Below are 17564 nucleotides of genomic sequence, written 5' to 3'. Positions count from 1 at the left end.
CCATGAAGCATTTCTGGCTGGCCCTGCTCCTGCTGGCAAGCCCGGCCTTCGGTGCGGTGGACGCCCGCGACCATGATGCATTCTGGCTGTGGAGCGGCGTCGCGCCGCAGCCGGTGCTCAAGCAGGCGAAAACCCTGTACATCCTCCAGGGCCAGATCAATTCAACCCGCCGCGCGCCCCAGCGTGGCGTGCAATTCATCGCCCAGGGCATGAGTGTGCCGCGCATCACCCACGGCGAAATCTGGGTGGTGTACCGCGCCCACACCCTGCACTGGCCCGAATCGGTCTACAGCCAGATGCTCGGCCAGGTACAACGCTGGCGGGACGCGGGCAATCCGGTGGTTGGCATCCAGATCGACTTCGATGCGCGCACGCAATACCTCGACGAATACGCCGACTTCCTGCGCGACCTGCGCCAGCGACTGCCCAAGGATTTGCGCCTGAGCATCACCGGGCTGATGGACTGGAGCAGTAACGCTGACCCGGCCGCCATCGCCCAACTCAAGGGCGTGATTGATGAAGTGGTGGTGCAGACCTACCAGGGCCGCCACAGCATTCCGGACTACGCGGCGTACCTGCCACGGATGAACCGGCTGGGAGTGCCGTTCAAGATTGGCTTGATTCAGGGTGGGGCGTGGGAAGAGCCGGGGTATTTGAAGGGGAATGAGTGGTTTCGTGGGTATGTGGTGTTTTTGCAGAATCCTTGAATGCCCACAGTCCCTGGACTGTGGGCACTGGTATTAGCGCCCTGCCGTCTGTTCCGGATACACCGACTCCCAGCCCCCGCCCAATGCCTTGTACAACCCGACCATGGCCAGGGAAACCCCGGTGGAGCTTTCCACCCACTGTTCCTGCGTCGCCAGCAACGCACTTTGCACGGTCAGCACGTTGACGAAATCCACCACGCCTTCGACGTATTGATGCTGCGCGTGGCAAGGGCGATCTGGTTCTGCCGCACGGCTTCAGCGAGGCTGTCGCGCCGCAGTTGGCTGGCGTTGTAGCGAGTCAACTGGTCGTCGATTTCATGCCAGGCCCGCAGCACGGTTTGCTGGTAGGCCAAAGCCGCTTCCTGTTGCTGGGCTTCGCGCAGATCGAGCATGCCTTGCAGCCGGCCACCGTTGAAAATCGGCAAGCTCAGTTGCGGGCCAAAGGCGAATGCACGGGAGCTCCACGAGCCGAGATCTGCCAGCTGCAACGCCTGGGAGCCCACGCTGCCGGACAGGGTGATGCGCGGGTAGAAGTCGCCCTTGGCCACGCCGATGGAAGCGGTGGCGGCATGCAGGCGCGCTTCGGCCTGGCGGATATCAGGGCGGCGCTCGGCCAGTTGCGACGGCAGTCCGATGGCGACCTGGCGTTGGGTTTGCGGCACGGCAGCGTCCTTGGATAGCTCCGCGTACAAGGCTTGTGGCGGCTCGCCCATCAGCAGGCTCAGGGCGTTGATCAACTGGTCCTGGCGTTGCTGCAAGTCCGGCAGGCGCGCCTCAATGGCGGCGACTTGAGCGGCGGCTTCGGCGACGTCCAGGTCTGTGGCAACCCCGTCGGCCAAACGCAGTTGCGACAGCTTGAGGCTGTGGCGGGCGACGTCGAGGTTTTGCTCGGTGACGGCCCGGGTGTTCTGCACGCCGCGCAGTTGGATGTAGTCCTGGGCGGTTTCCGCCAGCACTGACAGCAGCACGGCACGGCGGTCGTTTTCGGCGACTTGCAGGGTAGCGTCGGCGGCTTCGGTTTCGCGTTTTACCCGGCCCCAGAAGTCCAGTTCCCAGGCAGCGGAGAACCCCATGTCCCATTGGTTGAAGGCCGAGCGGCCATTCTTGCCGGAGGGATCGCTCAAGCCATCGGCGCTGTTGCGTTGGCGCAGGTAGTCGCCGGTGGCGTTGACGGTCGGGTAGCGCTCGGCAGTGATCACCTGGCGCGCCGCGCGGCTTTGTTGCAGGCGACTGCTGGCGAGTTTCAGGTCGAGGTTGTCGGTCAGTGCACGACGCGTCAGCGCGGTGAGTTGCTGGTCATGGAACACTTCCCACCAGCGCTCTTCCAGCGGGTCGTTGACCGCATGACTGGCGGCTTGTCGGCCCTGTGGCTCGGTCCATTTGCCCAGCGGGTTTTGCGGGCGCTGGAAATCCGGGCCGACGGTGCAGGCACTCAGGCTGAGCAAACTCAAGGTCATCCAGGCGAGGCGTCTCATTGCTGGGCGACCTCGCGTGGCTGGGCGGCGGCGTGGGTGTCGACGCTGGCTTCCACCGACATACCGACCCGCAGGCGTTCGGTCAGCGCCTGGCCGGGCTCCAGGATGATTTTCACCGGAATGCGCTGCACCACCTTGGTGAAGTTGCCGGTGGCGTTGTCCGGCTTGACCGAGGCGAACGTCACGCCGGTGGCCGGCGCCAGGCTTTTGAGATGCCCCTTGAGCACGTCGCCGTCGAGGCTGTCGACCCGCACTTCAACCGCTTGGCCTGCGTGCATGTGGGACAGTTGGGTCTCCTGGAAATTGGCCACCACGTAGGCCTCGGCCAGCGGCACCACGGCGAGAATCTTGCTGCCTGGCGTCACGTAGGCGCCAACTCGCACTGCACGCTCGCCGACCATGCCGTCCACCGGCGCGACGATGCGGGTGTACGACAGCTGAAAGCTGGCCATTTCCAGTGCGGCCTGGGCGCGTTTCAAACCGCCTTGCGCCGCATCCCGCTGGGCGCTGAGGATTTCCACTTGCTTGCGTTCGGCAGCCAACACCGCCGTGGCATTCGCCAGGCGTGCGGTGGCCTGGTCGATGCGGGTCTTGGCTTGCTGAGCGTTCTGCACCGTACCGGCGCCTACGCCCGCGAGGTGGTTGTAGCGGTTCAGTTCGTGTTCGGCAAACGCCACTTCGGCGCGATCTGCCGCCACCGTGGCCTGGGCCTGGGCGATCACCGAGCTTTGCCGCTCCAGGGTCGCCGTGGCGTTTTTCAGTTGCGCCTGGGCCACCAACGTATCGGCATCAGCCGCCTGGGCGGCGGCGCGGAAGTCACGGTCATCGATCAGCGCCAGCAACTGGCCGGCCTTGACCCGCTGGTTGTCTTCCACCAGCACTTCCTTGATAAACCCGGCCACGCGTGGCGCCACCAAGGTGTAGTCGGCGGCGACGAAGGCGTCGTTGGTGGTCTGGCGCTTGCTGCCGAACACGCCCGGCGCCAACAGGTAAACCAGCACACCTAAGGCAAACACAGTGATGACGGTTACAGCGATTTTGTCTTTGCGTTTCATAACGATCCCTTTGGCTCAGTGAGCAATCAAGTCAGCGCGCGGGGCGGATAAATCCGCGTCGGCATCCAGAAAATCAGCAGGATCAACACCGCCGCGACACCCGCCATGACGTAGTAGAGATCCGAAGAAGTGAGCACCACGGCCTGCTGGTGCAAGCGATGGGCAAGGCCGGCGGCATCGCTGTCGGCCAGGGGCGAGTTGCCCAGGCTGTCCACCAACATGGTCGAGTGGAAATGCAGACGGTGGGTGGTCAAGGCGTCGATCACGCCGGTAGCGACCACGGCGGCCAGGCCTTTGACGGTGTTGAACCACGCCGAGGCGAACGGCCCGTCCTGGGGCGTGATGCTGCCCGTGGAGAGCATCAACAGCGGCAACACCGCCATGGGTTGCCCGAAAATTTGCAGCAATTGCAGCGCGTAGAAATCATCGCGGATCCACGCCGACGTCAGCTGCGCCCCGCCCACGCAGGACAGGATCAACATGCTCAAGCCGATGCCCAATACCCAACGGCAATCGACCCAGCGCAGGTTGCACAGCGCCGCCACCAACGGCAGCGCGATCAACTGCGGCAACGCCATGATCAGCATCACCGGGGCAGTTTGCAGCGGGCGGTAGCCTTGCACCTGAGCCAGGTAGCTGGACGGAATGATGGTCACCGCCAGCAGCACGATCAGCACGCCGGCGAGCACGATCAGCGCGAACGCCAGGTTGCGGATACCGAGCATCTGCAACTTGAAAAACGGCATCGGGTGCGACCATTCGTTGATCATGAACAACACGAGCAACACCAGGCCGCCAATCAGCAACGAGGTGATCAGCGACGACTCGAACCAGTCCAGGCGATTGCCCTGTAGCAGGCCGATCACCAGCATGCAGATCGCCGGAAACCCCAGCAGCAGGCCGCGCCAGTTGAACTGCTTGAAGCGCTCCAGGCGCAACGGGTCCTGGGGCAAGCCGTAGGCTACGGCGGCCATGGCCAACAGGCACGGCCCGACAATCTGCCAGAACGCCCATTGCCAGCCAACGTATTCGGTCCACATGGCCGCCAGCGGTGTACCGAGGCTGGGGCCGAAGGTCGCGGTCAGGGCATAGCCGGCCAGGCCGTATAGCTTGACGTTGGCCGGCAGGAAACGCAGGGCCACGGTCATCAGCATCGGCGGCAAGGCGCCGCCGGCCAGGCCTTGCACGGTGCGCAAAATCAGCAGGCTTTCGTAATTCGGTGCGAACGGGCACAGCACGCCGAGCACGGTGAACAGGCCGATGGCGCACAGGGTGAAACGGCGCAGGGAGAACGTCACCGAACACCAGGGTGCAAAGGCCATCGCCGAGACGGAAGTAGCGGTGTACGCGGCCACCAGCCAGGTGCCTTCGTCAAAACCGATGTACATCGCACCGCGAATATCGGCGAGGGCGACTTTGGTCACCATTTCGTTGAGGCCGGACACCAGTACCGCGAGCAAAACGCCCACCAGGCCGATGATGATGCGCGGGCCGAAAACGGGCGGGGTGATGGCGGTCGGCTTGGCTGCAGCCAGGGGTGCGGGAGCAGCGAGGGACGTCATGAACTACAACTCGGCATAGGAAATACCCGAGCAGTTTAATCAGGCTTAGACATGACAAAAAGTGACTTATAGGAAGCTTATAAGTGCACCAGACGCAATGATCAAAATGGAGGCGATCGCTGTGGGAGCCGAGCCTGCCCGCAATGGCATCACCTCGCTATTCCTGAAAAACCGGGTCGCCCGCATCGCAGGCAAGCCAGCTCCCACATTGACCGAGCTCACTTGCGACTCACGTGGGCTGCGCTTCTTGCCACGTCGCCTCGCAGCATTCACGCATGGTCTCGCGCAGCCATTTATGGGCCGGGTCCTTGTCGAAACGCGGGTGCCAGGCCTGGGTCAACACCAGGGTCGGCAGGGAGATCGGCAGAGTGAATGCGCGCAACGGCAGCTTCAGGCGATTGGCGCTGTAGAGCGCCTCCTTGGGCACCGGCAGGATCAGGTCGGAATCCGGCAGCATGAACATCGCGCCGTGAAACCCGGGGGCGATCATGGCCACTCGACGTTCCAGGCCTTGGGCGTTGAGCGCCGTGTCGATCGGCCCACGGGCAATACCGCGCCGGGAGATACTGATATGGGAATAGCTGGCGAACCGCTCGGCGGTTATCTCGCCATCGAACAACGGGTGCCCTTCCCGCGCCAGCCCGACGAAGGTGGTGGTGAACAGGTTCTGCACCTTCACTTCCGGGGTGATCGGCATGGTGTTGCCCACCCGCAGGTCGAGCCGGCCTTCCCGCAGGGCTTCGTCATCGGTGTCGCCTTCGGGCACGAAGCGCAGCTCGCACAGCGGTGCCATGCGCTCCATGGTGTCGAACAGCCGACCGCCATACACCCCGACAAAAAAGTCATTGGCCCGCACGCTGAACCGGCGCCGCAGGGTACGCAGGTCCACTTCGTCCGCCGAGCGGAACAGCAGCGCCGCCTGTTCCACCACGTTACGCACCTGGCCCTGCAACTCCAGGGCCTTGGGCGTTGGCACCAGGCCGCGACCGGCGCGCACCAGGATCGGATCACCCACCGCCTCGCGGATTCGCGTGAGGGTGCGGCTCATGGCGGCCGGGCTCAGGTTCATCCGCCGCGCGGCACCCACCACGCTGCCCTCGTCGAGCAAGGCGTCGAGGGCGACCAGCAGGTTCATGTCCGGTAATTGCATGCCAAGCACTCGTGATGGGTTGGGAGTGAACTTGGCGCAATCGTAGCAGACTGTGGCGAGGGAGCTTGCTCCCGCTGGGCTGCGAAGCAGCCCCAAAATTTGCAATCGAGCTTTTTCTGAAAGAAAGCGGTGATGTTATTGGGGCCGCTTCGCGGCCCAGCGGGAGCAAGCTCCCTCGCCACAGGGTGGGTGTTTCAGTCAGGGTGGGTGCTTCAGTCAGCGTTGCATGCCCCAGCGCTTCACGGTGACCCGCTCCAGGGTGTCAAACACCAGGTTCTCCACCAGCAGCCCGATCAGGATCACCACTGCCAAGCCGGCAAATACCTTGTCGGTGTACAGCTCGTTGCGGTTCTGGAAGATGTACCAACCCAAGCCGCCCTTGCCGCTGGTGGCGCCGAATACCAGCTCGGCAGCAATCAGTGTGCGCCAGGCAAATGCCCAGCCGATTTTCAGCCCGGCGAGGATCGACGGCAGCGCCGCCGGAATCAGGATGAACAGCACGAAACGCATGCCCTTGAGGCCATAATTGCGACCGGCCATGCGCAGGGTTTCCGAGACACCGAGAAACCCGGAATAGGTGTTGAGCGCCAGCGCCCACAACACCGAATGCACCAGCACAAAGATCAGGCTGTTCTGCCCCAGGCCAAACCACAACAGCGCCAGCGGCAGCAGGGCAATCGCCGGCAATGGGTTGAACATCGAGGTCAGGGTGCTCAGCAGGTCGCGGCCCAATTGGGTCGACACCGCCAGGGTGGTCAGGGCGAACGCCAGCACAATGCCGATCAGGTAACCCTTGATCAGCACCACCAGCGAGATGCTGACCTTGCTCAACAGCTCGCCACTGGCCATGCCGTCGTAGAACGCGCTCAGGGTCTGCAGGAAGCTCGGCAGCAGCAGGTCATTGTTTTGATAACGGGCGGCCGCTTCCCAGAGGATCGCGAGCACGATCAGGATCAGGCTTTTTCGCAGCCAGCCTTGTTGCCACAAGCGCTGACGCAGCGGCAACTCGCGCTCTACGCGAACACCGGGCAACGGTTCGAGGGTGATTTCATATTCCTGGCGCATGGTGGAAACCCTTCAATAAGCGATGCGGATATCGGCGAAACCCAGCTCGGTTTCCGCCTCGGGCGATTCATCAAACAACAGCCGATGAATGCGCCGCGCAGAAGCCTGGAACGCCACACCGCCAAGGCTGTGCAGGTCGTATTGATGGCTGTGGATTTCCGCGCGCACCTGCCCCGGGTGCGGCGACAGCAACAGGATGCGGTTGCCCACCACCAGCGCTTCTTCAATGGAGTGGGTGACGAACAACAGCGTGAAGCGCACCTCTTCCCAGAGCAGCAGCAACTCTTCCTGCATCTTGCGTCGGGTCAGGGCGTCGAGGGCGGCGAAGGGTTCGTCCATCAGCAGGATTTTCGGCTGCATGGCCAACGCTCGGGCGATCGCCACGCGGGCCTTCATGCCGCCGGACAGGGTGTGCGGGTAGGCATCGGCAAAGGCCGTGAGGCCGACTTTTTCCAGGTAGTACAGCGCCCGCTCTTCGGCCTCGCGACGCTTCAGGGTCTTGGAGGCGAGCAGCGGGAACATGACGTTCTGCTTGACGGTTTTCCACGGCGGCAGTTGGTCGAACTCCTGGAACACCACGATGCGGTCCGGCCCTGGCTGCTCGACTTTTTGCCCAAGCAGACGGATCTCGCCCTCACACGGTCTGATAAAGCCGGCGATGGATTTCAGCAGTGTGGATTTGCCGCAGCCCGAAGGCCCCAGCAATACAAAACGGTCCGCCGGGTCGATCTCAAAACTGACTTGGTGAGTGGCCCGCACGACCCGTTCCGGCGTGCGGTATTCAAGGCTGACTTTATCCACCGAAAGCAGTGCTTCGGTGGTGGTCGGGTTGCTGGCCGTGTGGCCTTGCAAGGGCGCGTTCATGTCAGCTCCCTTGCAGCGGCTTGGCGTCCTGGAAGAAGTAATCCTTCCACGATTCGGGTTTGTTTTTGATCGCACCGACGCGGTAGAGGAATTCCGCCAGCGGGTAGGTATTTTTCGGCGTGACGCTGAATTCGAATTGCGGGTTTTCGATGATTTTCAGCAGCTCGGCGCGGTCGATCTTGGCCTTCGTCACGCGGATGTAGGTATCGGCGGCAGCGCCTTTGTCGTTCTGGGCGAATTGGGCCGCTTCGGTCAGCGCCTCGACGAACGCCTTGTAGGTTTTCGGGTTGTCGTTGCGGAATTTCTCAGTAGCGAACAGCACGGTCGGCGAGTTGGGGCCGAGGATGTCGTAGGAGTTGAGCACCACGTGCACGTTCGGGTTGGTCAGGGCCTGTTCCTGGAACGGCGGGTTGGAGAAGTGCCCGGTCAGCTCGGTACCACCGGCGATCAACGCAGCCGTGGCATCCGGGTGCGGGACGGCGACGCTGTACTTGTCGAGGCGATTGAATTCCTTGTCGCCCCACTGCTTGGCCGCGGCGTATTGGAGGAAGCGCGACTGCACGGAGACGCCCACTGCGGGTACGGCAATGCGGTCTTTTTCGGTGAAGTCCGCAATGGTCTTGACCTTGGGATTGTTGCTCACCAGGTAGTAAGGGAAGTTGCCCAGGGAGGCGACAGCTTTCACGTTCTGCTTGCCGTGGGTGCGGTCCCAGATGGTCAGCAGCGGGCCGACGCCAGCCCCGGCGATGTCGATGGAGCCGGACAGCAACGCATCGTTGACGGCGGCGCCGCCGGACAGTTGAGTCCAGTCGACCTTGATGTCGATGCCTTCCTGCTTGCCGTATTTTTCGATCAGGTTCTGGTCGCGCACCACGTTGAGCAACAGGTAGACGATGCCGAACTGCTCGGCGATGCGAATCTCGCCTTCGGCCTGGGCGGCCGCAGGTGCAACAAGGCTGCCGGCCAGCAGGCTGAAGCCCAGGCCGACCGTGGCGGCCAGGCGCGCAAATGGGATTTTCTTGGACATGGTCTTGCTCCGGATCAGAAAGGCGCGTCGCCCTGGATGGTGGTGCGGTACAGCTTGCGCCGCAGGTGGCTCGGGCAGCCGGCCGCCAGGTGGATCAGCGAGCGGTTGTCCCAGAACACCAGGTCGTGGGGCTGCCACTGATGGCGGTAGATGTTTTCCGGCAGCACACTGTGGGCGTAGAGCTGGGCCAGCAGGTCACGGCTTTCGTCTTCCGGCAGGCCGACGATGCGGGTGGTGAAGCCCTCACTGACGAACAGCGCCTTGCGGCCGTTTTCCGGGTGGGTGCGTACGATCGGGTGCACTAGTTCTGCCACCTGAGCGAGCTGCTCAGGGGTGAGGGTCGGGCGCCAGTTGCCTTCGAATTTGGTTTCGCTGTAACGCGCCGTGTAGGAGTGTGCGGCGCTGCGACCTTCGACGGCTTTGCGCAGAGAGTAGGGCAGGTGGTCCCAGGCTTTGTGCATGTCGGCGAACAAGGTGTCGCCACCTTCGGACGGCAGCTCTTGGGCATGGAGCATCGAGCCGAGGCTCGGCAATTCCTTGTAGGAGAGGTCCGAGTGCCAGAACTTGCCGGCGTCCCCCAGGCCGATGGATTGGCCATTTTCGATGATGTTGGAGACGATCAGGATTTCCGGGTGGTTGGCCAGCAGGAATTGTTTGAGCACGTGGATTTGCAGCACACCGAAGCGGCGGCTGAAGGCGATCTGTTGCTCGGGAGTGATGCGTTGGTCGCGGAAGACGACGACGTGGTGTTCCAGGTGCGCGCGATGGATGCGGGCGAAGTCCTGGTCGCTGACCGGGCGGGTCAGGTCCAGGCCAATGATCTCGGCGCCGACGCTGCCGGGAAATGGACGGATCTCAAAGGTTTGTGCAGTGTCGTTCGCTGTTGGAACAGTAGAGGTGGCAGACATGAGTTCACTCCCGGACAGTCAGGAGAGTGACTTTATAGTCATAAGAACGGCATTTTAAATACCGTTAATGAATATCGATATGGCTTTTGTACAGGCCATGGCACTTGGGTGTTTTGGAGGGCCTCATCGCGGGCAAGCCCGGCTCCCACAGGGGGCGGCCGGGCTTGCCAGGGCGTGCAATCGGGATCAGCGCTCGTGCAACGCCTCCGCCCGCGCCCGAAGGATGGGCTTGAGCAGGTAGCTGAGGATGCTTTTCTGGCCGGTGATGATGTCGACCGAAGCCACCATGCCGGGGATGATGATCAGCGGCTTCTCATCGGTGCCCAGGTGGCTGCGGTCGGTGCGCAGGGTGATCATGTAGTAGGTGGTTTTCTTGTCTTCGTCGGTGATGGTGTCGGCACCGATGCGCTCGAGCTTGGCCTTGAGACCGCCGTAGATGGTGTAGTCATAGGCGGTGAACTTGACCACCGCTTCTTGCCCCGGATGCAGGAAGGCGATGTCTTGCGGGCGTATCTTGGCTTCCACCAGCAGGGTGTCATCCAGCGGCACGATTTCCACCATGTCGCTGCCTGGCTGGATCACGCCGCCGACGGTGTTCACCAGCAGCTGCTTGACGATGCCGCGTACCGGCGAGGTCACCAGGGTGCGGCTCACCCGATCTTCCAGGGCCTTGCCGGTAGACGCAGCCTTGTTCAGTTCGGTACGGGCTTCGTTGAGTTGCGTCAGGGCCTCACTGCGGAATTTGCCGCGGGTTTCGTCGATCTTGCGCTGCACTTCCTTGATCGCCGATTCGGCACGGGGAATCGCCAGGGTCGTTGCATCGAGTTGGCCACGGGTTTCCATTTCCGCACGCTTGAGCCGCAGCACTTCAACCGGGGAGACCGCGCCCTGGGCCACCAACGGCTCGGACATGTTGATTTCCTGGCGCTGCAACGACAGCTGGTTGCGGTATTGGCCTTGCTTGGAGGAGAACTCGCGCAGTTCCTGTTGGCGCTGCACCAGTTGCTCCTGCAACCCGCCGACTTCGTCCTTGAGCTGCTGACGGCGGCTGTCGTACAGCGAGCGCTCACTGGCGGCCTGGCTTGGCGCGGCCTTGAGCACGTCGTCCGGAATATTCAGCGGGCGGTCATCCACCTGCGCGCTCAAGCGTTCGACCCGCAGCAACATCGACAACCGCAAGGCTTCGGTTTCGCCGGCGTTGGACACGAAGCGCGTGTCATCCAGACGAATCAACGGCGCCCCGGCTTCGACGATCTGGCCTTCCTTGACGTACAGTTCTGCGACGATACCGCCTTCAAGGTTTTGGATTTTCTGCAGTTTGGAGGACGGAATCGCCTTGCCGTCGCCACGCGTCACTTCGTCGATACTGGAGAAATACGCCCAGCCCACCAGGAACAGGAAAAACGCGATGATCGCCCAGATGGTCAGGCGGATGACCCGCGGCGCATCTTCGATCAGTGCTTTGTTGACCTCGGGCAGCGGCTGGTCTTGCAGGGATTCGGAGCCTTTGAAGTAGCGGCCAATCGCGTTTTTGAAGGACTTAAGCGACACTGATTTGCCCCTTTTTCAACGCTTCCATGACGGCGGCTTTCGGGCCATCGGCGAGAATCTGACCACGATCGACCACCAACAGGCGGTCCACCAGGGACAGCAGCGAGGCGCGGTGCGTGACCAGCACGACCGTCTTGTTTTGCACCACAGCTTGCAGGCGTTGTTTCAAGCGTTCTTCACCGGTGTTGTCCATGGCGCTGGTCGGTTCGTCGAGCAGCAAGATAGGCGGGTTGAGCAGTAAGGCACGGGCCAGCGCGACGTTCTGCCGCTGGCCGCCGGACAGGTTCTGCCCGCGCTCGCCGACTTGCAGTTCGTAACCTTGGGGGTGCAGGCGGGCGAACTCGTGGACACCGGCCAATTCCGCGGCTTGCAGGACCATTTCGTCTTCGACATAGCGGGCACCGGATACCAGGTTGTCCCGCAGGGTGCCGGCCAGCAGTTGGATATCCTGGGGGACGTAGCCGATGTTGTGGCGCAGCTCGCTGACGTCAATCTGGCGAACGTCCACGCCGTCCACCAGCAAGGCGCCGGAGTCGGGTTGGTAGAGGCCGACAATCAATTTGGCGAGTGAGCTTTTACCCGAACCACTGCGCCCGATAATGCCGATCTTTTCCCCGGGCTTGATCACCAGGTTGAGGTTTTTCAGCGCGGCGTTTTGCTGGTCCGGGTAGGTGAAGTTCAGGCCCCGGCATTCGATCGCACCTTGCAGCGTTCGGCGGCTCATTGGACGCTCTTCGAAGTTGCGCTCTTGGGGCAACTCCATCATCTGGTCTACCGATTTCATGGTGACTTTGGCTTGCTGGTAACGGGTCAGCAGGCCGGACAGCGAAGCCAGCGGGCTCAAGGCACGGCCACTGAGCATGTAGCAGGCAATCAGGCCGCCCATGCTCAGATTGCCGTCGATGATCTGGTAAACACCGAAGCAAATCATCACGACGCCCGCCAATTGCTGAATCAGCAGCGTCATGTTCATCGACAGGCCCGACAGCAACTTCACCCGCAGTTCCAGACGGCTGAGGGTGCCAATGGTTTGTTCCCACTGGTATTGGCGTTCACTTTCGGCGTTATTGACCTTGACCGCGTCCAGCCCGGCGAGGGTTTCGATCAGGCTCGACTGACGCTCGGCGGCCAGGGCCATGGTTCGCTCCATGGTTGCCACCAGGGGCTTTTGCAGGGCGTAACCGATGCCCAGGGCCAGCGGGAACGCCAACACCGGGATCCACACCAGGTGCCCGCCGAGGATAGCGATCACCAGGAAAATCAGCAGGGTGAACGGCAGGTCGATCAGGCTGGTGAGGGTCAGCGACGCGAGGAAATCCCGCAGGCTCTGAAACTCGTGGATATTTTGGGCAAAGCTGCCCACCCGCGCCGGGCGGTATTTCATGGACATCCCGACAATGCGCTCGAACAGCGTCGCCGAGATAATCAGGTCGGTTTTTTTCCCGGCCAGGTCCAGGCACAAACTGCGCAGACTCTTGAGGATCAGGTCGAACAGGTAGGCGCCACCAATGCCGATCGCCAGCACCCACAAGGTGGCCGTGGCCTGGTTCGGCACCACGCGGTCGTAGACGTTCATCACGAACAGCGGTGCGGCCATCGCGATGATGTTGATCAGGAAACTGGCGGCGATGGCGTCAGTGTAGAGCCAGCGCGAGCGCTTCAAGGTGTCGCGGAACCAGGAGCGGGCACGGGGGATAAGGGTGCCGTGGTTGACGTCGAACTTGTGCTGGGGTTGGGCGAAGAACACTTTGCCGGTGTAATCATCGGCCAGCACGTCGCGCTTGACGACGACTTCACCGCCATCGCTTTCGCTGAGCAAAATGCGAGCTTCGTCCTCGCCATGCCAACCGACCAACACCGTGCTGCGACCGTCCTTGAGTAACAGCAAGGCCGGCAGGGCGATGGTCGGAATCTGTTCCAGCTTGCGTTGCAACAAACGCCCCTGGAGCCCCGCGCGTGCAGCGGCGCGAGGCAGCAGTTCGGCGCTCAGGCGTTGCGCAGGCAACGGCAGGCCGGTGGTGAGCATCGCCGCACTGGCAGGTTTCTGATGCAGTGCACAAAGCGCAAGCAACCCGTCGAGTAACGGGTCGTCATGCAGCGTGCGTGGATCATGACTGAGATGAACTCGACTGACTTCTGATTCCACGCGGGTACTCTCGACTAACAGATGGGGCTTGGAGGGGTGGCTCAATTCATCCCTGGCAGTTGGACTTTAGGCTTCACGTCGTTTTGCACGACGGAGGCCATTGGCGCGACCACTCCCTGGCTTTTGAGCAATTCGCCCATGGTCGCCTTGATTCGGTACTGAGTAAATAACTGAATGTTTTTGATCTCTTCAAAACGGCGGGAAGCGGTGAACAGTTCGTTCTCGCTGTCGAGCAAATCGAGCAGGGTACGTTGACCCAAACTGAATTGCTGCTGGTAGGAAGTCCGTACTCGGGTGCTGTGATCGACGTATTGCTGGGCGATCGGCACTTGGGCGTTGGCGTTGTTCAGGGCATTCCAGGCCAGGCCCAGCTCTTCGTTCAACTGGCGCAAGGCGTTATTGCGGATATCCAGGGCCTGGTTGGACAGGGCCGATTTGGATTCCAGGTCCGCTTTGTTGCTGCCGCCGGAGTAAAGGTTGAAGCGCATGCGCAACATGGCTTCCCAGCCATTGCTGTGGGACGGGTCACCGCTGACGTTGTTGTCGGCATTGGTGCCGAGTTCAGCATCAAAACGCGGGTAGAACGTCGATTTGGCGGCTTGGTATTGCTGTTCGGTTGCGACGATGTCGGATTCAGCCGAGCGCAGGACCGGGCTGTTGTCGAGCATCTGGCGACGTGCTTCGTTCAGGTCGGCTGGCAGCATGGCCATGAACGGTGCCGGGCGCTCCAACTGGTCAGGCATCTGGCCCACGGCACTCAGGTAGTTAGTCTGGGAGTCGGCCAGGTTGGTCTGTTCGGTGATCAGGTTGTTACGGGCTTGAGCCAGACGGGCTTCAGCCTGGTCCTGGTCAGCACCGTTACCGACGCCGCGCTGGGTGCGCAGTTTGATCTGGTCGTAAATGCGCTCGTGGTTGCGCAGGTTCTCTTCAGCCAGGCGTACGAACTCACGACGGGTCAGCACGTCCAGGTAGACCTGGGCAACGGTCAGGCCGGTGCGCTCGGAGGTGCCGAGCAACGAATAAGCACGGGAGTTGACGGTGGCTTGTTGACGCCCTACTTCGCTGGAGGTGGCAAAACCGTCAAAAATCATTTGCTGCAGACGCAGGCTCGATTCGCCGCGGTTGAGCGTATCCCATTGGTTGTTGCCACGACCGTTGGCGGCACGAGTGGTGGAGTTGTCCACACCTTCACGACCGTAGCCGGCGGCCACATCCACCTTCGGCAGGTAGCCACCTTGGGCGGCGCGCAATTGGTAGTCGGCGGCGATACGACTATTTACGCCGGCCTGAATCTCAGGGTGCACGTCGAGCGCTTGCTGCATGGCCTGTGGCAATGTTTGGGCGTGTACGAAACTCGCGGCGAGGACGAACGGCAGTGCCTTAAACAGGTGCAAACGCATTTCAAAAATTCCCCAGGACTTCTTGTCTCAAATCACAGCAGATCGAGTCGCTGTGTCGGAAAATGGCAACCGTAATGACCGTACGTCGGAAAGTTCAAAATCGGAACTGGTTCACACATGTAGGACGGTTCGCCGCATAAATATCAATGTGACATTAGTGGGGCGATTGTTTAGGATGGCGGCCATAAGGTCAATAGTTTGGCATAAAGTTAATTTCGAAAAAATATAGCCAAATTATTGACTAACCACCTGTCAAAAAGTCCAAGCACCTCCAAACTGACGCTAATTAGTGCTCAGGTCTATGGAAGTTACCCGAACGGATCGCCGGAGAAATCTTCAATGAGCAGTGTTGTTGCCATCGTCAAAAGCATTGTTGGCCAAGTTTTCGTCATTTCTCCAGAAGGAGTCAGACGTGTACTCATTGAAGGCGACCGACTGTTCGCTGGGGACCAGGTAGACACCGGCCTCTCGGGCGCCGTCAGCCTGGAACTGGCCGATGGCCGCACACTGGACCTGGGCCGTGATACCCAGTGGAGCGCCGACACGCCGGACTCCAGCCTCGACCTGGCCCAAGCCACAGCCCAGGCCGCGCCGTCGGTTGCCGAGCTGCAGCAAGCCATCGCTGCCGGCGCCGACCCGACCACCGATCTGGAAGCTACCGCTGCAGGCCCAACCGCGGCCGGCACGGGCGCAGCGGGTGGCGGCCATAGTTTCGTGGTGTTGGATGCGACAGCGGCCAGCGTTGCACCGACCATTGGTTTCCCAACGGCCGGCCTGGGTGTGACCACCTCGGCCCTGACCCAGAACGCGGGCGCACAGGCGAGCGACGCGGGCGGCCTGGTGCTGCAAGCCTCCACGCTGACCCTGGGCGCGACCCCGACCATCACCGAAGCGGGCGGCGTGCTGACCTACACCGCCACGGTGACGCAGGCGCCCACCAGCGACCTGAGCATCACCCTGTCCAATGGCGCGGTGATCACCATCCCGGCCGGCCAATTGACGGGCACAGTGAATGTGCCCCTGGCACCCAACGACACCCCGTACATTGATGCAAGCCAGATCAGCGTCACCGTCACCGGCACCACTGGTGGCAACAACCTGGTGCTGACCACCGACCCCGCGCCGGCGGTGACCCAAATCACCGACACCGTCGACACCACCACTGTCACCCTGACAGCCGGTAATACCGTGACCGAAGGTGGTCAGATCACTTACACCGCTACCCTGACCAACCCCGCGCAGACGCCGGTGACGGTCACCTTGAGCAATGGCTCGGTGATTACCATTGAAGCCGGAAAGTCCACGGGGACGGTGGTCGTCGATACGCCAGCGAATGATGTTTACAACAACGGCTCGACCGTCAGCACCACGATTACCGGGGCTACCGGCGGTAACTTCGAGAACCTGGTGCCGGCGACTACGCCAGCGGTTACCACCATCACCGATTCGATCGATACCACCACTGTCACGCTGACAGCCGGGAATACCGTGACCGAAGGCGGTCAGATTACCTACACCGCGACCCTGACTAATCCAGCGCAAACGCCGGTGACGGTCACCTTGAGCAATGGCTCGGTGATTACCATTGAAGCCGGAAAGTCCACGGGGACGGTGGTCGTCGATACGCCAGCCAATGATGTTTACAACAATGGCTCGACCATCAGCACCACGATTACCGGGGCTACCGGCGGTAACTTCGAGAACCTGGTGCCAGCGACTACGCCAGCGGTTACTACAATTACCGATTCGATCGACACCACCACCGTCACCCTGACGGCGGGCGAAAGCGTGACCGAAGGCGGTCAGATTACTTACACCGCCACCCTGACCAACCCCGCGCAGACGCCGGTGACGGTCACTTTGAGCAATGGCTCGGTGATCACCATTGAAGCCGGAAAGTCCACGGGGACGGTGGTCGTCGATACGCCAGCCAATGATGTTTACAACAATGGCTCGACCGTTAGCACCACCATTACGGCGGCTACTGGCGGTAATTTTGAGAACCTGGTGCCGAGCACCACGCCAGCGGTGACTACGATCACCGACTCGGTTGATACCACGACGGTGACGCTGTCGACTAACGACACCGCGATCACTGAAGGCGGCCAGATCACCTACACCGCCACGCTTTCGAATGAAGCGCATGCGCCGGTGACTGTGACTCTGTCCAACGGCCAGGTCATCACCATTGATGCCGGTAAAACTACCGGCACCGTGGTATTCCAGACTCCGGTCAACGACGTCTACAACAACGGTTCGACCGTTAGCACCACGATTACCACCGCCACTGGCGGCAATTTCGAGAAGCTGGTGCCGGATAACACCAATCCGCCGACCACCACGATTACCGACTCGATCGACACCACCACCGTGACCTTGTCGACCAACGACACTGCGATCACTGAAGGTGGCCAGATCACCTACACCGCCACGCTTTCGAATGAAGCGCACGCACCGGTGACCGTGACCTTGTCCAACGGCCAGGTGATCACCATCGACGCGGGCAAAACCACGGGCACCGTGGTTTTCCAGACCCCGGTCAACGACGTCTACAACAACGGTTCCACCGTTAGCACCACGATTACGACGGCTACTGGCGGTAACTTCGAGAAGCTGGTTCCGGACAATACAAATCCGCCGACCACCGTCATTTC

General features: G+C 61.6%; 12 protein-coding genes and 1 pseudogene. 2 read left to right on the top strand and 11 right to left on the bottom strand.

The window, feature by feature from the left end; genetic code table 11:
• The first annotated feature begins 2 nt into the window (after window positions 1-2).
• Window positions 3-707 (top strand): DUF3142 domain-containing protein, encoded by a 705-nt coding sequence (locus D109_RS0117590; RefSeq protein ID WP_017478029.1) that lies wholly within the window; start codon window positions 3-5, stop codon window positions 705-707.
• 33 nt (window positions 708-740) lie between these two features.
• On the opposite strand, the pseudogene D109_RS01000000131990 reads toward D109_RS0117590, so the two are convergent.
• The 11 genes and pseudogenes from D109_RS01000000131990 to D109_RS0117535 all read right to left on the bottom strand — a co-directional run bounded on the left by D109_RS01000000131990 (window position 741) and on the right by D109_RS0117535 (window position 14910).
• Window positions 741-2182, bottom strand: a pseudogene (locus tag D109_RS01000000131990) (efflux transporter outer membrane subunit).
• Window positions 2179-3237, bottom strand: coding sequence for an HlyD family secretion protein (locus D109_RS0117580; RefSeq protein ID WP_017478028.1), 1059 nt, complete (start codon window positions 3235-3237; stop codon window positions 2179-2181). The pseudogene D109_RS01000000131990 and the gene D109_RS0117580 overlap by 4 nt, the downstream one beginning before the upstream one ends.
• A 26-nt stretch (window positions 3238-3263) precedes the next feature.
• A complete protein-coding gene (locus D109_RS0117575; RefSeq protein WP_017478027.1) occupies window positions 3264-4799 on the bottom strand; it encodes an MFS transporter in 1536 nt (511 codons plus the stop codon).
• A gap of 229 nt (window positions 4800-5028) precedes the next feature.
• Window positions 5029-5949: a LysR family transcriptional regulator gene (locus D109_RS0117570; protein ID WP_017478026.1), complete on the bottom strand. Its 921-nt coding sequence runs from the start codon at window positions 5947-5949 to the stop codon at window positions 5029-5031.
• A 216-nt stretch (window positions 5950-6165) separates the two neighbouring features.
• The gene (locus D109_RS0117565) at window positions 6166-7014 is read right to left on the bottom strand and encodes an ABC transporter permease (RefSeq protein WP_017478025.1); all 849 of its coding nucleotides are present in this window, start codon (window positions 7012-7014) and stop codon (window positions 6166-6168) included.
• Between the two features lie 12 nt (window positions 7015-7026).
• Window positions 7027-7878 carry an ABC transporter ATP-binding protein gene (locus D109_RS0117560; RefSeq protein ID WP_017478024.1) on the bottom strand — a complete coding sequence of 284 codons (852 nt, stop codon included), beginning with the start codon at window positions 7876-7878 and terminating at the stop codon, window positions 7027-7029.
• A 1-nt stretch (window position 7879) separates the two neighbouring features.
• Window positions 7880-8905: an ABC transporter substrate-binding protein gene (locus D109_RS0117555; protein ID WP_017478023.1), complete on the bottom strand. Its 1026-nt coding sequence runs from the start codon at window positions 8903-8905 to the stop codon at window positions 7880-7882.
• A gap of 14 nt (window positions 8906-8919) precedes the next feature.
• Window positions 8920-9813 carry a TauD/TfdA family dioxygenase gene (locus tag D109_RS0117550; RefSeq protein WP_017478022.1) on the bottom strand — a complete coding sequence of 298 codons (894 nt, stop codon included), beginning with the start codon at window positions 9811-9813 and terminating at the stop codon, window positions 8920-8922.
• 186 nt (window positions 9814-9999) lie between these two features.
• On the bottom strand, window positions 10000-11364 hold the full coding sequence (locus D109_RS0117545) for an HlyD family type I secretion periplasmic adaptor subunit (protein ID WP_017478021.1): 1365 nt from the start codon (window positions 11362-11364) through the stop codon (window positions 10000-10002).
• A complete protein-coding gene (locus tag D109_RS0117540) occupies window positions 11354-13510 on the bottom strand; it encodes a type I secretion system permease/ATPase (protein WP_026078040.1) in 2157 nt (718 codons plus the stop codon). The genes D109_RS0117545 and D109_RS0117540 overlap by 11 nt, the downstream gene beginning before the upstream one ends.
• Before the next feature lie 41 nt (window positions 13511-13551).
• Window positions 13552-14910, bottom strand: a complete 1359-nt coding sequence (locus tag D109_RS0117535; RefSeq protein WP_017478019.1) for a TolC family outer membrane protein — start codon at window positions 14908-14910, stop codon at window positions 13552-13554.
• A 339-nt stretch (window positions 14911-15249) separates the two neighbouring features.
• Between D109_RS0117535 and D109_RS01000000131985 the strand changes: the two genes are divergently transcribed.
• On the top strand, window positions 15250-17564 hold a 2315-nt coding region (locus D109_RS01000000131985; protein ID WP_032868740.1), incomplete at its 3' end, for a retention module-containing protein.

The organism is Pseudomonas sp. PAMC 26793, assembly GCF_000313235.1.
Classification (GTDB): Bacteria; Pseudomonadota; Gammaproteobacteria; order Pseudomonadales; family Pseudomonadaceae; genus Aquipseudomonas; species Aquipseudomonas yamanorum.
This window is presented reverse-complemented; position numbering and strand designations above follow the sequence as displayed.

Excerpts from the sequence above, each read along its gene's own strand:
- D109_RS0117580 (WP_017478028.1), bottom strand. The coding sequence starts at position 3,237 with ATGAAACGCAAAGACAAAATCGCTGTAACCGTCATCACTGTGTTTGCC.
- D109_RS0117565 (WP_017478025.1), bottom strand. The coding sequence starts at position 7,014 with ATGCGCCAGGAATATGAAATCACCCTCGAACCGTTGCCCGGTGTTCGC.
- D109_RS0117550 (WP_017478022.1), bottom strand. The coding sequence starts at position 9,813 with ATGTCTGCCACCTCTACTGTTCCAACAGCGAACGACACTGCACAAACC.
- D109_RS0117570 (WP_017478026.1), bottom strand. The coding sequence starts at position 5,949 with ATGCAATTACCGGACATGAACCTGCTGGTCGCCCTCGACGCCTTGCTC.
- D109_RS0117575 (WP_017478027.1), bottom strand. The coding sequence starts at position 4,799 with ATGACGTCCCTCGCTGCTCCCGCACCCCTGGCTGCAGCCAAGCCGACC.
- D109_RS0117535 (WP_017478019.1), bottom strand. The coding sequence starts at position 14,910 with ATGCGTTTGCACCTGTTTAAGGCACTGCCGTTCGTCCTCGCCGCGAGT.
- D109_RS0117555 (WP_017478023.1), bottom strand. The coding sequence starts at position 8,905 with ATGTCCAAGAAAATCCCATTTGCGCGCCTGGCCGCCACGGTCGGCCTG.
- D109_RS0117590 (WP_017478029.1), top strand. The coding sequence starts at position 3 with ATGAAGCATTTCTGGCTGGCCCTGCTCCTGCTGGCAAGCCCGGCCTTC.
- D109_RS0117560 (WP_017478024.1), bottom strand. The coding sequence starts at position 7,878 with ATGAACGCGCCCTTGCAAGGCCACACGGCCAGCAACCCGACCACCACC.